Source organism: Exiguobacterium sp. s122 (assembly GCF_018618475.1).
GTDB lineage: Bacteria > Bacillota > Bacilli > Exiguobacteriales > Exiguobacteriaceae > Exiguobacterium > Exiguobacterium himgiriensis.
On the sequence record NZ_JACSMD010000001.1, the window covers coordinates 125,094 to 137,804 of the forward strand.

14 protein-coding genes, 1 pseudogene and 2 riboswitches are annotated in these 12,711 nt (G+C 51.4%); of the genes and pseudogenes, 7 read left to right on the forward strand and 8 right to left on the reverse strand.

Annotation, left to right across the window (positions count from 1 at the left end; genetic code table 11):
* Nucleotides 1–19: 19 nt before the first annotated feature.
* A complete protein-coding gene (locus KNP92_RS00720) occupies nucleotides 20–463 on the reverse strand; it encodes an Hsp20/alpha crystallin family protein (protein ID WP_034806948.1) in 444 nt (147 codons plus the stop codon).
* A gap of 115 nt (nucleotides 464–578) precedes the next feature.
* The gene (locus tag KNP92_RS00725) at nucleotides 579–2,069 is read right to left on the reverse strand and encodes a potassium/proton antiporter (RefSeq protein WP_371816174.1); all 1,491 of its coding nucleotides are present in this window, start codon (nucleotides 2,067–2,069) and stop codon (nucleotides 579–581) included.
* A gap of 164 nt (nucleotides 2,070–2,233) precedes the next feature.
* On the opposite strand from KNP92_RS00725, the gene KNP92_RS00730 reads away from it, so the two are divergent.
* Nucleotides 2,234–3,169 carry an ATP-grasp domain-containing protein gene (locus KNP92_RS00730; RefSeq protein ID WP_214835499.1) on the forward strand — a complete coding sequence of 312 codons (936 nt, stop codon included), beginning with the start codon at nucleotides 2,234–2,236 and terminating at the stop codon, nucleotides 3,167–3,169.
* A gap of 234 nt (nucleotides 3,170–3,403) precedes the next feature.
* On the opposite strand, the gene hemQ is transcribed toward KNP92_RS00730, so the two are convergent.
* The gene (hemQ, locus tag KNP92_RS00735; RefSeq protein ID WP_214835501.1) at nucleotides 3,404–4,183 is read right to left on the reverse strand and encodes a hydrogen peroxide-dependent heme synthase; all 780 of its coding nucleotides are present in this window, start codon (nucleotides 4,181–4,183) and stop codon (nucleotides 3,404–3,406) included.
* Nucleotides 4,184–4,518: 335 nt separating this feature from the next.
* On the opposite strand from hemQ, the gene pta reads away from it, so the two are divergent.
* The 3 genes from pta (at nucleotide 4,519) to KNP92_RS00750 (ending at nucleotide 6,084) form a co-directional block, all read left to right on the forward strand.
* Nucleotides 4,519–5,508: a phosphate acetyltransferase gene (gene pta, locus KNP92_RS00740; protein ID WP_214835503.1), complete on the forward strand. Its 990-nt coding sequence runs from the start codon at nucleotides 4,519–4,521 to the stop codon at nucleotides 5,506–5,508.
* Nucleotides 5,509–5,620: 112 nt separating this feature from the next.
* Entirely contained in the window at nucleotides 5,621–5,920 is a 300-nt protein-coding gene (locus tag KNP92_RS00745) for a rhodanese-like domain-containing protein (protein ID WP_214835505.1), read from the forward strand.
* A complete protein-coding gene (locus KNP92_RS00750; protein WP_214840334.1) occupies nucleotides 5,917–6,084 on the forward strand; it encodes a hypothetical protein in 168 nt (55 codons plus the stop codon). Before KNP92_RS00745 ends, KNP92_RS00750 begins: the two co-directional genes overlap by 4 nt.
* 33 nt (nucleotides 6,085–6,117) lie before the next feature.
* On the opposite strand, the gene folE2 is transcribed toward KNP92_RS00750, so the two are convergent.
* Complete coding sequence (gene folE2, locus KNP92_RS00755; RefSeq protein WP_214835507.1) at nucleotides 6,118–7,026, reverse strand: GTP cyclohydrolase FolE2; 909 nt, start codon at nucleotides 7,024–7,026, stop codon at nucleotides 6,118–6,120.
* Nucleotides 7,027–7,279: 253 nt separating this feature from the next.
* On the opposite strand from folE2, the gene KNP92_RS00760 reads away from it, so the two are divergent.
* From KNP92_RS00760 to KNP92_RS00770, 3 genes and pseudogenes are all read left to right on the forward strand, one after another.
* Nucleotides 7,280–8,110 (forward strand): TerC family protein, encoded by an 831-nt coding sequence (locus KNP92_RS00760; RefSeq protein WP_214835508.1) that lies wholly within the window; start codon nucleotides 7,280–7,282, stop codon nucleotides 8,108–8,110.
* Nucleotides 8,111–8,211: 101 nt separating this feature from the next.
* Nucleotides 8,212–8,781: a PadR family transcriptional regulator gene (locus tag KNP92_RS00765; RefSeq protein WP_034806967.1), complete on the forward strand. Its 570-nt coding sequence runs from the start codon at nucleotides 8,212–8,214 to the stop codon at nucleotides 8,779–8,781.
* Nucleotides 8,753–9,211: pseudogene (locus KNP92_RS00770) on the forward strand (DUF4188 domain-containing protein). Before KNP92_RS00765 ends, KNP92_RS00770 begins: the two are co-directional and overlap by 29 nt.
* Nucleotides 9,212–9,243: 32 nt before the next feature.
* Here KNP92_RS00770 and KNP92_RS00775 read toward each other — a convergent pair.
* From KNP92_RS00775 to KNP92_RS00790, 4 genes are read right to left on the reverse strand one after another with little or no spacing between them, the layout of a single operon-like run.
* Nucleotides 9,244–9,777, reverse strand: a complete 534-nt coding sequence (locus KNP92_RS00775; RefSeq protein WP_214835510.1) for a 1,2-dihydroxy-3-keto-5-methylthiopentene dioxygenase — start codon at nucleotides 9,775–9,777, stop codon at nucleotides 9,244–9,246.
* A gap of 13 nt (nucleotides 9,778–9,790) precedes the next feature.
* Nucleotides 9,791–10,408, reverse strand: a complete 618-nt coding sequence (locus KNP92_RS00780; protein WP_214835512.1) for a methylthioribulose 1-phosphate dehydratase — start codon at nucleotides 10,406–10,408, stop codon at nucleotides 9,791–9,793.
* Nucleotides 10,405–11,055, reverse strand: coding sequence for a 2-hydroxy-3-keto-5-methylthiopentenyl-1-phosphate phosphatase (locus KNP92_RS00785; protein WP_214840140.1), 651 nt, complete (start codon nucleotides 11,053–11,055; stop codon nucleotides 10,405–10,407). The genes KNP92_RS00780 and KNP92_RS00785 overlap by 4 nt, the downstream gene beginning before the upstream one ends.
* Nucleotides 11,052–12,209, reverse strand: a complete 1,158-nt coding sequence (locus KNP92_RS00790; protein WP_214835514.1) for a 2,3-diketo-5-methylthiopentyl-1-phosphate enolase — start codon at nucleotides 12,207–12,209, stop codon at nucleotides 11,052–11,054. The genes KNP92_RS00785 and KNP92_RS00790 overlap by 4 nt, the downstream gene beginning before the upstream one ends.
* A 69-nt stretch (nucleotides 12,210–12,278) precedes the next feature.
* Nucleotides 12,279–12,380: riboswitch (SAM riboswitch) on the reverse strand.
* 203 nt (nucleotides 12,381–12,583) lie between these two features.
* Nucleotides 12,584–12,687, forward strand: a riboswitch (SAM riboswitch).
* The last annotated feature ends 24 nt before the right edge of the window (nucleotides 12,688–12,711 follow it).

Consider the following 12,711-nt stretch of genomic DNA (forward strand, 5'->3'; position numbering starts at 1 on the left):
ATGTGCCGAGGCACACCCCTTACCCTTCAATTTCAATCGTACGTGTCGTCGACCCGTCATCAGCTTTTGGAATCGTCAAATGCAGCACCCCGTCCGCGAGCTTCGCTTTGATGCCGTCCTCTTTCACGTTCGGCAGATAGAGTGAACGTTGCATTGAGGTGACACGGCGCTCTCGGTACACATAATCTTTGTCTTCTTCTTTTTCTTCGCGTTGATCGACCGAGAGGACGAGGTGGTCTTTGTCATAACGGACGTGGATATTCTCTTTTTGAATGCCCGGCATCTCAGCTTCGATGACGTATTGGCTTTCTTGGTCTTTGACGTCGAGTTTGAACGAGTCGAGGAACGAGGTCGCCCCTTCTTTTGGGTCGAACAATTGATTCATCCGTTCAAACATATCGCCGAACAAGTCTTTGCGGAGCCGATCGAGTTCATTCTTTCGAAATGGGGTCAAGTCGAACATATGAATCCCTCCTCCATTAAAAAACGAACATGGCAGAAGTGTTGTCACTTCTACTATGTTCGTTTTTTATATGGTCTAAACCTGATTCACGTGACGAAATGATGAAAAGAAATCGTCATAACTCGACACGTTCGAGCCCGTCCTCCCCGAACTTGCGGTCGAGTTGGTCGTGGCGGTATGTCGAGGCGAGGACGTATAACAAATCGCCCGGCTCGATTTTCGTCTGGCCCGTCGGCGGGATCAGATAGTCTTGGCGCACAATCGCGTTCACGACCGTGTTCGGTGGAAGCGTGATGTCGGCAAGCGTCTTCCCAATCATCGACGACTCTTCCGTCGCGACGTACGGAACGAGTTGATGTTGCGACTGTTTGCTCGAGACGAGCGCAATCGAGTACGGAGACCGAATCTTATCGGGTCCGAGTAAGTCGAGTTTCGCCGCAAGCGGGGTGAGCGTCGTGCCTTGAATCAAGGCGCTCGTCACGACGACGAAGAAGACGGCGTTAAAAATCAATTGGGCGTTATCGATGCCTGCGATGAGCGGGAACGTCGCGAGGACGATCGGGACCGCGCCTTTTAGCCCGGCCCATGAGATGAACAGCTTCTCTTTATTCGTAAACGCCATACCGAGCGTCGACAAGTAGACGGCGATCGGTCGTGCGATGAACATTAAGATGAACGAGATGAGCAAACCTTTCCAAATCAGTTCGAGGTCGAGCAACTGTTTTGGGAAGACAAGCAAGCCGAGGATGACGAACATGATGATTTGCATAATCCAGGCGAGCGCCTCAGAGAATTGGACAATCGTCACTTCGTGAGCCGTATGCGCGTTTCCGACAATCATCGCAGCGATATAGACGGCGAGTAGTCCACTGCCTGCAAAGTATGCAGCAGCCCCGTACGTCATGAACGCCATCGAAATCATGAGGACGGCGTGTAGTCCGCTCGAGTCAAGTTTCAAATGGTTGAGCATGAGGCGAGAGACGTTTCCGAGGAGATATCCAAGGAGTGCCCCGACGACAATTTGCAAGACGAACATCCAAATGCCGTCCCAAATGGTCGTGCCCGGTTTCATCATGAAATCGAGGGCAAGAATCGTTAAGAACATCGCCATCGGGTCGTTCGTGCCGGACTCGGCTTCGAGTGTCGCACCGACGTTCGGTGCAATGTTTTTCCCTTTGAAGGCGGCGAAGACGGCCGCCGCATCGGTCGAACCGATGATGGCACCAAACAGGAAAGATTCAATCCAATCTAAACCAAATACGAAACGAACGGCAACCGCGACGACAGCCGTCGTGAGCAAGACGCCAATCGTGGCAAGCGAGGCGGACGGGGCGAGGACGCTCCGAATCGAGGACCATTTCGTTTGAAGTCCCCCCTCAAACAAGATGACGATCAGCGCCGCTACCCCAATCATCTGTGCAAGGCCCGTATTGTCAAAGAAGATGATACCGGTGATATCGCTCCCGATCACCATGCCGATCCCCATGAACAAAATCAAGGCTGGAAGGCCGAAGCGGGTGGAGACGCGCGTGGCGAGAACCCCTGCAACGAGGAGCAGGCCGAACAATAAAATCAAACTGTCTGTACTGATTACCGAACCATTCAAACACATCACTTCCTTATAAAATTTGTCGCTTTTCTCAGTTATTATTAAGTTCATTATACCATGAAATCATTATTAATTAAGAAATAATGCATTGTAAGTTATGCACATTGGAATAATCGGATATGGCTATGGTAAAGTGAGGATACGAAAAAAGGGAGGTACGTATGGCTAAAATTTATGTCTTACACGAAAACAATGAATGGACAGACCATCTCGTCAAACGACTGGACGAATTAGCTTTACCTTACGAATTGTGGCATTTGGATGAGGGAATGATTGATCTCGAGGCGACCCCGCCCGAAGGTGTGTTTTATAACCGGATGAGCGCCTCGTCCCACACGCGCGGACACCGTTACGCCCCGGAGCTTACGGAAGGGGTGCTCGCTTGGCTTGAGGCGAATAACCGGACTGTCTTTAACGGGACGCGTGCGATTCGTCTTGAAGTGAGCAAAGTGAATCAGTATACGGCACTTCGCCGCGAAGGAATCCGTGTACCGAAGACGATTGCGGCCGTCGGGAAAGAACAAATCATGAACGCGGCAGAGACGCTCGGGATGACGCCGTTTATCACCAAGCATAACCGAGCCGGCAAAGGGCTCGGTGTCCAGTTGTTTCATTCGATTGAGGCGTTACGTGAATATGTATATGGACCGCAGTTCGAAGACTCGGTCGACGGCATCACGCTCATTCAACAATATATTGAGGCGCCACAACCGTTCATCACACGCTGTGAGTTTATCGGCGGGAAGTTCGTCTATGCCTTACGCGTCGACACGTCGGAAGGATTCGAGCTGTGCCCGGCTGACGCTTGCTCGATTGAAGATCAGTTTTGCCCGGTCGGTGAGACGCCGCCAGCGAAGTTCGAGATCGTCGAAGGGTTTACGCATCCGATGATCGCGCAACTTGAGACGTTCCTCGCTACGAACGACATCGCCGTCGCCGGCATCGAGATCATCGAGGACCGAGACGGTAACGTCTACGCCTACGACGTGAACACGAACACGAATTATAACTCCGACGCTGAGGCGAAAGCGGGCACGTACGGTATGCTCGAACTCGCGACGTTCCTCGGGGACGCTCTTCATGCGAAGGCAAAATAAAGGGTCAGGCTTTTGCCTGACCCTTTCGCTGTGTATGTTTTAATTGTTGTTCAAATCGAAGTTGGACTAGCTCGGCTGTCGGTGCCATTCGCTCAATAAACGAATCTAAACGTTCCGCAGTGTCTCGATCTGATTCCTTGAACACGCGCATCGTTGTTCACCTCATTGATCATAATTTATGGAGTTGCCTCTATAAACTATGGTTCCCGAGGGAGCGTTTGCATAAACCTAGATTTAGCCTAGGAATGTGCCGAGTTCTTCTTTTGGTAAGATGTTTCCTACATAGAATTCGCCGAACTCGCCGTACTTCGCGCTTACTTCATCAAAGCGCATCTCGTAAACGATTTTCTTGAACTGGAGCGAGTCTTCTGCGAACAAGGTCACGCCCCATTCCCAGCCGTCGAATCCAGTTGAGCCGCCGATAAACTGTTGAATCTTGCCGGCGTAGCTACGGCCGATCATGCTGTGACGATACATAAGGTCTTTCCGCTCATCCATCGATAGCGTATACCAGTTATCCCCGTCACGGCGAGCCTTGCTCATCGGATAGAAACAAATATGCGCCGCTTTCGGGAGCGTCGGATAGAGACGAGCCCGGATATGCGGGTTCTCATAAGGGTCCCCGTCACCTGAACCACGGTACATCCCGAGTTCAATAACTGAAACGTAAGAGTATGACGGAATCATGTAATCGTACAATCTCGTCTTCCGGAGCGCGAGTTCGACTTGTTCAAGTTCTTTGAACGTCGGACGAAGGACCATCAAGACGATATCTGCTTTTTGTCCGAGAATCGAATAAAACGCGTGGCTTCCTTCCCCGCGCGCTTCGACCTCTTCAAGTGAAGCGAGGAAGGCGACGAACTCCTCGATCATCTCTTGCCGAGAAGTTGCGTCAACGGTTTTTAAACGAGTCCAATCAATCGTACGAAAATCATGGAGCGTATACCATCCGTCTAATGTGGCGGCGGCGTGCTGTGTCTCTGTAGTAGGGGTTGGTGCAGGACGTTCTGACATAAAAAAACTCCTTTCAGGAACTTAGGCTTCGCTGTTAGTTTACCATAGTCGCTTCACGGCCTGGCAAGTTTGACGTCATGTGTGAGCGTAGTCACAGACCAAAGCGGGTAAAGGGAAGACGACACAAAAGATGAAAACGGCTTCACAACTACCTGTACCAGTCGTTTTAGTCTAACTGTTCTATTCGTATAATGATTGATTTCAAGCGATTTATGACGAAATGGGCAGAATAGTTTATTTTAAAAATGGTCCTGTGTATAATTGAAATCGCATAAAGACAGCAGTCGGTCACAGAAACGTGACACTTATTTCAAGAAAAAAGGGGTTCATTCGTTATGAAACTATTTGATACGTTGAAACAAAAAGTCAGCCCGATTCGTCCTACGATCGTCTTGCCAGAAGGTGTCGACGAGCGTGTGCTCGGCGCCGCGGTCCGTTTGAAAAATGACGGCATGGTCGAACCGATCGTCATCGGCCCGAAAGCAGAGCTTGAAGCGGTCGCTTCAAAGCACGGATTTGATATTTCAGGTTTGACGCAATATGATCCAGCAACATATGAAGACATCGATACACTCGTCGAAGCGTTCGTCGCGCGTCGTAAAGGGAAAGCGACGCCAGAGCAGGCGCGTGAATTGTTGTCGTCAGACGTAAACTACTTCGGCACGATGCTCGTCCACACTGGCAAGGCAGAAGGTCTCGTCTCGGGAGCGATGCATGCGACAGCAGACACGGTCCGTCCGGCCCTTCAAATCATCAAGATGCAAGAAGGCATTAAAAAGACGTCTGGTGTGTTCATCATGGTACGCGACAACGAACAGTACGTCTTCTCAGACTGTGCAATCAACATCGCACCGGATGCGGCCGACCTCGCGGAGAACGCTTACTTGTCTGCTTTGACAGCGAAGACGTTCGGCATCGAGCCACAAGTCGCGCTCCTCAGTTTCTCGACGAAAGGTTCGGCGAAGTCGCCTGAGACGGAGAAAGTCATCGAAGCGACACGTCTCGCCAAAGAGAAAGCGCCACACCTTCCAATCGATGGGGAGCTTCAGTTCGATGCTGCGTTCGTCCCGAGTGTTGCAGCGAAGAAGGCGCCAGGCTCAGATGTAGCCGGTAACGCGAACGTGTTCGTCTTCCCGAGCCTCGAAGCGGGGAACATTGGATACAAGATGGTGCAGCGTTTCGGCGGATTTGAAGCGATTGGCCCAATCCTTCAAGGTCTCAACAAACCGGTCAATGACTTGTCGCGTGGCTGTAACGAAGAGGATGTCTACAAATTGACACTCATCACAGCGGCACAAGCAATCGACGAGCGCAACGAAGCGTAAGTCACAAGCATCCTTCCTTAGTGGGGGATGCTTTTTTTCTATGAGCAAGAAGCGTTTGTATGATGAAAATCTGAGGTAAACTAGTACATGACCAAGCAAAGGGGGAAACGATATGCAAAGCATCCATGCAACTGAATTACGTGAAAAGCTCGAGAATGGAGAATCGCTCCACATCATCGACGTTCGCGAACAAGACGAGTACGAGGCAGGACACATCCCACACGTGCCGCTCTATCCACTTTCTGAATTTCCAGACGTGACCGAGAAACTTGCGAAAGACAACGTCTATCACATCATTTGCCGTGCTGGTGGGCGGAGTCACACAGCAGGTGAGTATTTAGAGTCGCAAGGGTACACAGTCGTCAACGTCGAGGGCGGCATGCTCGCTTGGGACGGCGATATCGAAGCGTGATGCTCGAGAACCCGTGGGTCGTCATCCCGCTCCTCATCGCCCTTTATGTAACCGTGTACGCGTTCGTCAAACGGCTTGATTGGGCCAAATGGCGTCTCGTTTGGGCGCTATGGGTGATCTTGATTGTGGTACTATTGACGATACGTCTCGTCCAAAGCATATAAAAAAGAGTGAAGCCGATGACGGCTTCACTCTTTTTAGTTGTCGCGTTTATCAAACGTGATTGAGGCGATCGCGTCGTGTTGGTGAATCGATTCTTCGTTTCGGCATTCGACGAAGAAGTTGACGACTTGCTTCATCTCGTACAAGTCAGCCGCGATTAAACGGACCATGTCTTCTACGAAGCGTGGGTTTTCGTACGCGATTTCTGTCGCACGTTTCTCATCCGGACGTTTGAGGACCGGGTGGAGCGGGGCAGAGGCGTTCGATTCGGCTGCATCGAGCAACGCGACGCGCCAGTCGAAACCGTCGAGCGACGTCTCGTCGAGGCCAGCCTCGATTGTGATGTAGCCACGCTGATTGTGGGCGCTATATTCACTAATTTCTTTTGAGCATGGGCAAAGCGTTGTCACGTTGATGACGAGCCCGACCGTGACGCTCGCTGTACCGGTTTCAAGGTTATACGACACACGATGCATGACGTCCGCGTTCATAAGACCGCTGAGGCCGGTCGCTGGTGCTTTCCGGCTGAAGAACCACGGGTAGCGGATTGTGAGTTGCCCTTCTGTCTGTTCCATTCGCTCGGCAAGTTCTTGTGCGAACTCGATGAGCGACGCGTTCGAGACGGTCCAACCTTGGTTATGGTACGCGTCAAGTTGCTCAGTAAGGCGCGACATGTTGATGCCTTTTCGGTCTTGGACGAGGGACGTCGTCAATTCGAACGTTGCGACCGTCGCTTGAATCCCGTTTGGCGTATCAATATTGACAGGGTGTTTCACGTTTGAGATGCCGACGCTGTCAAGCGCGAACAAAAAGTTCTTCGGTGTATTTTGCAAATCGACCATCTTATCTTTCTCTGTCGGTTTCGTTCCTTTAATTGGTGGGACCGAACCGAATAATTTATGTCGTTCTGCTTTAGTAGGTAAAGCGACATGGCTTGTAGACATAATCGGATTCTCCTTTTTGAGAGGGTGGAATGCCACCACTCGTTCTTGTTAGGATTTTATCACGAAACGTATGTGAACCGGGTACCAATTTGCTCTATTAACATGCTTTGAAACTGTTTTTTGTGAGAAACTTCATAGTCTGAAAAAATAACGATTGCTTTTGAAAAGAAATCGGAATAGAATGTTCTCGTGAACTTAAAAAAACAGTCACTATTAAATATGAAGGAACACAATTAAAAGGAGATGGATTTACATGGATTGGCAGTTAATTCTGCAGTATGCTTGGATCGTCGTCGTCCTCGTCGGTCTTGAAGGGCTATTATCTGCAGACAATGCGCTCGTCTTGGCCGTCATGGTCAAACACTTGCCGCGTACGGAACAAAAGAAAGCATTGTTCTACGGCTTACTTGGAGCGTTCGTATTCCGCTTCCTCGCGCTGTTCCTGATTTCATTTTTAATCAACGTTTGGCAAGTGCAGGCGCTCGGTGCCCTTTATTTGATTGGGATGAGCGCGAGACACTTGTATATGACGTATAAGGTGCGTCATACGGCGCCGCATCAAGACTTGGCCGCAGAAGCGAAAGCGGAGACGGCCGTGACAGAAAAGCCCGTCTCACGTAAAGAGTTTTGGTGGACGGTCGCAAAAGTCGAATTCGCGGACATCGCCTTCGCGGTCGATTCGATTTTGGCGGCGGTCGCGCTCGCGGTCAGTCTTCCGGCGCTCGGTCTCGGTGAGATCGGTGGGATCGACTCTGGACAATTCTTTGTCGTGTTGCTCGGTGGACTCATCGGCGTCGTCTTAATGCGTTTCGCAGCTCGGATTTTTGTGAAACTCTTGCACCAACGGCCGACGCTTGAGACAGCGGCTTTTATCATCGTCGGTTGGGTCGGGGTGAAGCTGACGGTTCTCGTTTTGGAACACGAAGGCTTCAAACGATTAATCGAAGGAACGCCCATCGAGTTCATCGGACTCCCGCACGGGTTCGTCCATTCGACCGGTTGGACGCTATTCTTCTGGTCGGTCATGGTCGCCATTGCCCTTTGGGGTTGGTTCTCTTCGAAACCGTCGGCGGTCAAGCATTGAGTCAACATGTGTCTCTTCGGAGGCACATGTTTTTTGTTTGATCGTTTCATGATCGGGTATATATCAAATAGATAGTATCTTTTTGATATAGGAGATGACGGATGCCACGCGAAAACTCGACACGATATGCTCTGTTAGGATTATTGACGACATCTTGCCGAACCGGTTATGAGATGAAGCAGATGATTGATCACAGCTTAAACCACTTTTGGAAAATTAGCTTCGGGCAAGTTTATCCGACGTTAAAAGCGTTAGAACAAGACGGGCTGATTGTACTGTCAAATGAAGAAGACGATCGAAAAGCGTATGAACTGACCGAGTCAGGCGAGACAGAGTTACGTCGTTGGCTCGAGGAGAAGCCGGCAGAACTACCGGTTCAACGAAATGAACTGTTGCTTAAACTGTTCTTTGCGAGACACGAACCTTTAGAAGAAACGATTGAAAAGATTACCCATCATGAAGCGTTATTACGTGGACGATTGGAGACGTATGAAGCGATTGAGACGATGATTCGCTCGAGCGAAACCCAGTCACCGGACGCGATGTATTGGCTGATGACGCTTGACTATGGAAAGACTCAGACCCGTGCCCTCATCGAATGGTGTGAACGGACAGTGCGGATGATTGAAGGGGGAACAGACGATGAAACGGAAGATGGCCGTACCGAATGAAGACGTCGTCGTATTTGTCATCGGAATCCGAGTGAACCGGTTGCGCTCGATTCGAAAGTGGTGGCCCACGTTCAACGCCATGCCAGGCATGTTGAAAGAGCTGTATGCCCATTCGGATTTAGGGTTCCTGTCACATTAGACGAGCATCGGATGGCGTTCGGTTACGCTCATTCAATATTGGCGTTCGAGCGAACAGTTACTTCAATACGCTCACAACAATCAGCATATGAAAGCATGGAAAGCGTTCAATCAAAAAGCACGGTCAAGTGAAGTCGTCGGAATTTTTCACGAGACATACGAAGTGAAAAACTACGAATCGATGTACGTGAATCTTCCGACGCGTGGATTAGGAAAAGCAATTGGTGAGGTCGATGTCTCGAAGATGCGCGAGTCGGCAAGGGAACGATTGGCTGAGCGTGAAGCCAAATAAAGAAGCGGACGAGTGATTCGTCCGCTTCTTTATTATGCGTTTACGTTTTCTTTCTCGTAAATCGGCACCCAGCCTTCCGTCGTCACGAAGATTCGGACGGCGACGACTTTGCGGTCGTCTTGGAGCGTGAAATAGTGGCGTGTGTTCACCGGCACCGAGATGAGGTCGCCTGGGTTCAGTTCGATGTTGAAGTAGCCACGCTCGGCGTCATCGATTGCGAAAATCCCGTGACCGCTCACGATGAAGCGGACTTCGTCATCCGTGTGATGGTGTTCTTTTTGGAAGTTGACGAGCAGTTCGTCCAAGTTCGGTGTCGCCTCTGACAACGAGATGACGTCGGCCGTCTCATAGCCACGGCGTTCCGATACGTCTTTAATCTCGTCATGGAACGTCGCGAGAATCGCCTGTTTGTCCTCATCCGTCAACTGGTAGTTCTCTTGCAGGTTTACTGGGAGCTTGTTGATGTCCCACTGTTCATATAGAATGCCGCGTGACTCCAAAAACGCGCTCACTTCAGTTTGGTCGACGTAACGTTCTTCAGATTGTTGGAAATAGATTGTGGCCATGGATGGTTCCTCCTTATGAATGGACGCCTAAGGCGTGTAATTTTAACGTGTAGCTGAACAAAAACTCATAGGCTTCTAAATAGCGTTTCGCTGCCGCGGGTGTCTCGCCCCAGACGGTGATGCCATGGTTGCGGATCAAGACGGCACCCGCATTGGAACGGACATGAGGGGCGAACGCCGCGGCGAGCGTCGGGATGTCGGCATGGTTCTCGATGATTGGGACACGGACGACAGCATCTTCTTCCCAATAACCGAGCGCCTTGATGATTTCTTGACCGGTGAAGGCGACTTCGCCACGGGCGGCATAAAGCTCGGAGATGACGTTGTTGTCAATCGTATGGACATGAAGCGAGCATGTCGCCTGCGTCCGGTTAAATACTTCGACATGCAGGAGCGTCTCAGCGGAGGGCTTACCGTTCTGTGCTCCGATCAAGTGCCCGGACGCATCGACGAGGACGAAATCTTCTGGCGTGCGTTTTCGCTTGTCACGTCCGCTCGCAGTGACTAAAAAGGTGAGCGGCTCCTCTTCGACGCGAATCGCCAAGTTTCCGCTCGTTCCGGGGAACCAGTCGCGGGCGGCGAGCTCGTCTTTAATGTCGGCCAGTTCAAGCCAACGGTCGGTCACGCTCATACGGACACCTCCTGCAAATGATGGGTAATGTCATGGAACGTCTCGAACGGGGCGAACGGGATGGCTTCAGCCTCACAGAGCGTAATGAGTTGTCCACGGGCATAGACGAAGTCCGCACGCTTCGCAATCTCGAAATCGGTCACCGAATCCCCGATGACGATCAACCGGTCATTGGAATCGACGATGCGGCGAGCGATCGTCGGTTTACAGCAACCGCACTCGTTCGTGCACTGCGTGTCACACGCGTGTGGCCACGTGACGGTCACGGTCTCGCCTGAGAAGTCGGCGACGTTGCAGTAAATATGTTCGGAACCGACGAGGCCGTCTAAAATCGGGTGGACGAAGAAGTCCATCCCGCCGCTGACGACATCAAAGTGCCATCCGTTTTGATCCACTTCGGTCAAAAAAGCAGAAAACCCAGGGCGTAACGCGATGCGTTCCACCAAATAGTCTCGATATGCGGTACGCCCGCTACTCGGCAACAAATCGAATAGTTGACCGACGCCGGAGCGAATCGAGATGTCTTGGGTGAGGATGGCGTCTTTCAGCTCGACCCATTCGGGAGGGGCGAACGCCTTCATCAAGGCGATGATGTTGTCCTCGGCCGTGATGGTTCCGTCAAAGTCGCAGAGAATATGGACCGTCATCGGGTCGTCCACGCTTTCAAGGCGGTCTCAAGCTCGACTGCCTCGCCTTCACTTGTCCCGAGCGCGTGGGCGATGGCTTGTCGGAACGCACGCGCTCCGGCAGCTGCGCCTTCTGGATGCCCATGGATGCCGCCGCCTGCATTGATGACGACATCGGTTCCGAAATCACGGATGATGTCGGGAACGAGTCCTGGATGAATTCCGGCCGACGGGACCGGTAGGATCGGTTTTCTTGCGCTCGGTTTCGCACTGATGTCGCGGATGAGGAGTGCCTCATCACGCGGCGTCGCAAGCGACCCGTACGGTGAAGGGAAGAGCGTCAAGTCGGCACCCGCGAGACGAATGAACGTACCGAGTAGAAGCGAGTGATTGATTGAACCGGTCAAGGCACCGGCGAACGCCGGGTGCGCTAAAATCGGCACGTTGACGTCCGGATCTTTCGAAAGTTCACGTAGCGCATCAAGTCCATATGTATAGACGTTGAAGAGAAGGGCCGTTGCCCCGGCGTCAATCAAGCGTAGCGCTTGGTCACGTAACGTGAATACCGGTCCGCTTAGCGTAATGGCATACAAGGCGCGCCTCCCCGTCGTCTTGTAATGGTCGTCCAACACGATGCGACCAATCCGTGCCCGTTCGAGTGAAGGCGTGAGCGGATTGTCATATAAAATCTCATCGTCTTTGACGATATCGATGCCGCCTGCGAGTTGGTCACGGAGCTGCGCTTCCAAAAAGGTCAAGTCTCGTCCGATGACGCCTTTGAAGATGCTCATGACGAGTGGTCGGTCGTAGACGCCGAGTAACTCACGAACGCCTTCCACGCCGAACTTGGCACCCGGAAACGCGTCGCGGATGGTTTCGGGTAAGTCGAGGTCGACGAGACGGACCGAGTCGTCGAGTGATAGCTTTCCGAACGTCGTCGTCAGGATTGAGGAAAAGTCCGTGCTGACGTTATGGAGCGGATAACGTATCGTGAAGCGACTCGTCGTTTCCGTGTGTGACGTCGAGACAACCTCGGCGCGATACGCTTGTAACTGTTCTTGTTCTAAGTGTGGCAAGTCCGTCCACGTGCCGACGGTCAGCTCGAGTGCGATCTTCTCGGCGACGTGCGCGACGTGTTCGGTACGTTTGATTTCATAGGTGGCTGTGATGCCCATCGTCTTCCTCCTTCCGGTCAAACAAAAAATGACCCCATGCCGAGGCAAGAGGTCATCGTAAAAAATGAACTCTTATCTCTCAGCGTCTGCTGCAAGAATTAGCACCGTGCCCATGCGGGTCGGTTGCTGCGACATCATCGGGCTTGTCCCTCCGTCTGCTCTTGATAAGAATATGATTTGAAGTTGTGAAATTTAATTGAATTTTTGCATAGATTCGTCACAGCGTCAATTCCTTTTTTTGAAAAATTTTATTTTTGAAATTTCTTTCCATATATGCAAACGAAAAGTCGCTTGTAGGGCAAAAAAACAACGTTGACAACCATAGTGTCGACTCCGTAATATTCAGCTCATAGTCACGAAAATCGAATAACACACTCTTATCGCGAGTTGGCAGAGGGAATTGGCCCGATGACGCCGCAGCAACCGACCAGTACGGCACGGTGCTACATCCACCAGACGAATGTCTGAAAGATGAGAGGAACAACCAATTTGGCTGTGCCTC

Bases quoted from the DNA above. Each gene is read 5' to 3' on its own strand.
- KNP92_RS00720 (WP_034806948.1), bottom strand. From the start codon at position 463: ATGTTCGACTTGACCCCATTTCGAAAGAATGAACTCGATCGGCTCCGC.
- KNP92_RS00730 (WP_214835499.1), top strand. From the start codon at position 2,234: ATGGCTAAAATTTATGTCTTACACGAAAACAATGAATGGACAGACCAT.
- hemQ (WP_214835501.1), bottom strand. From the start codon at position 4,183: ATGTCAGAACGTCCTGCACCAACCCCTACTACAGAGACACAGCACGCC.
- pta (WP_214835503.1), top strand. From the start codon at position 4,519: ATGAAACTATTTGATACGTTGAAACAAAAAGTCAGCCCGATTCGTCCT.
- KNP92_RS00745 (WP_214835505.1), top strand. From the start codon at position 5,621: ATGCAAAGCATCCATGCAACTGAATTACGTGAAAAGCTCGAGAATGGA.
- folE2 (WP_214835507.1), bottom strand. From the start codon at position 7,026: ATGTCTACAAGCCATGTCGCTTTACCTACTAAAGCAGAACGACATAAA.
- KNP92_RS00760 (WP_214835508.1), top strand. From the start codon at position 7,280: ATGGATTGGCAGTTAATTCTGCAGTATGCTTGGATCGTCGTCGTCCTC.
- KNP92_RS00765 (WP_034806967.1), top strand. From the start codon at position 8,212: ATGCCACGCGAAAACTCGACACGATATGCTCTGTTAGGATTATTGACG.
- KNP92_RS00775 (WP_214835510.1), bottom strand. From the start codon at position 9,777: ATGGCCACAATCTATTTCCAACAATCTGAAGAACGTTACGTCGACCAA.
- KNP92_RS00780 (WP_214835512.1), bottom strand. From the start codon at position 10,408: ATGAGCGTGACCGACCGTTGGCTTGAACTGGCCGACATTAAAGACGAG.
- KNP92_RS00785 (WP_214840140.1), bottom strand. From the start codon at position 11,055: ATGACGGTCCATATTCTCTGCGACTTTGACGGAACCATCACGGCCGAG.
- KNP92_RS00790 (WP_214835514.1), bottom strand. From the start codon at position 12,209: ATGGGCATCACAGCCACCTATGAAATCAAACGTACCGAACACGTCGCG.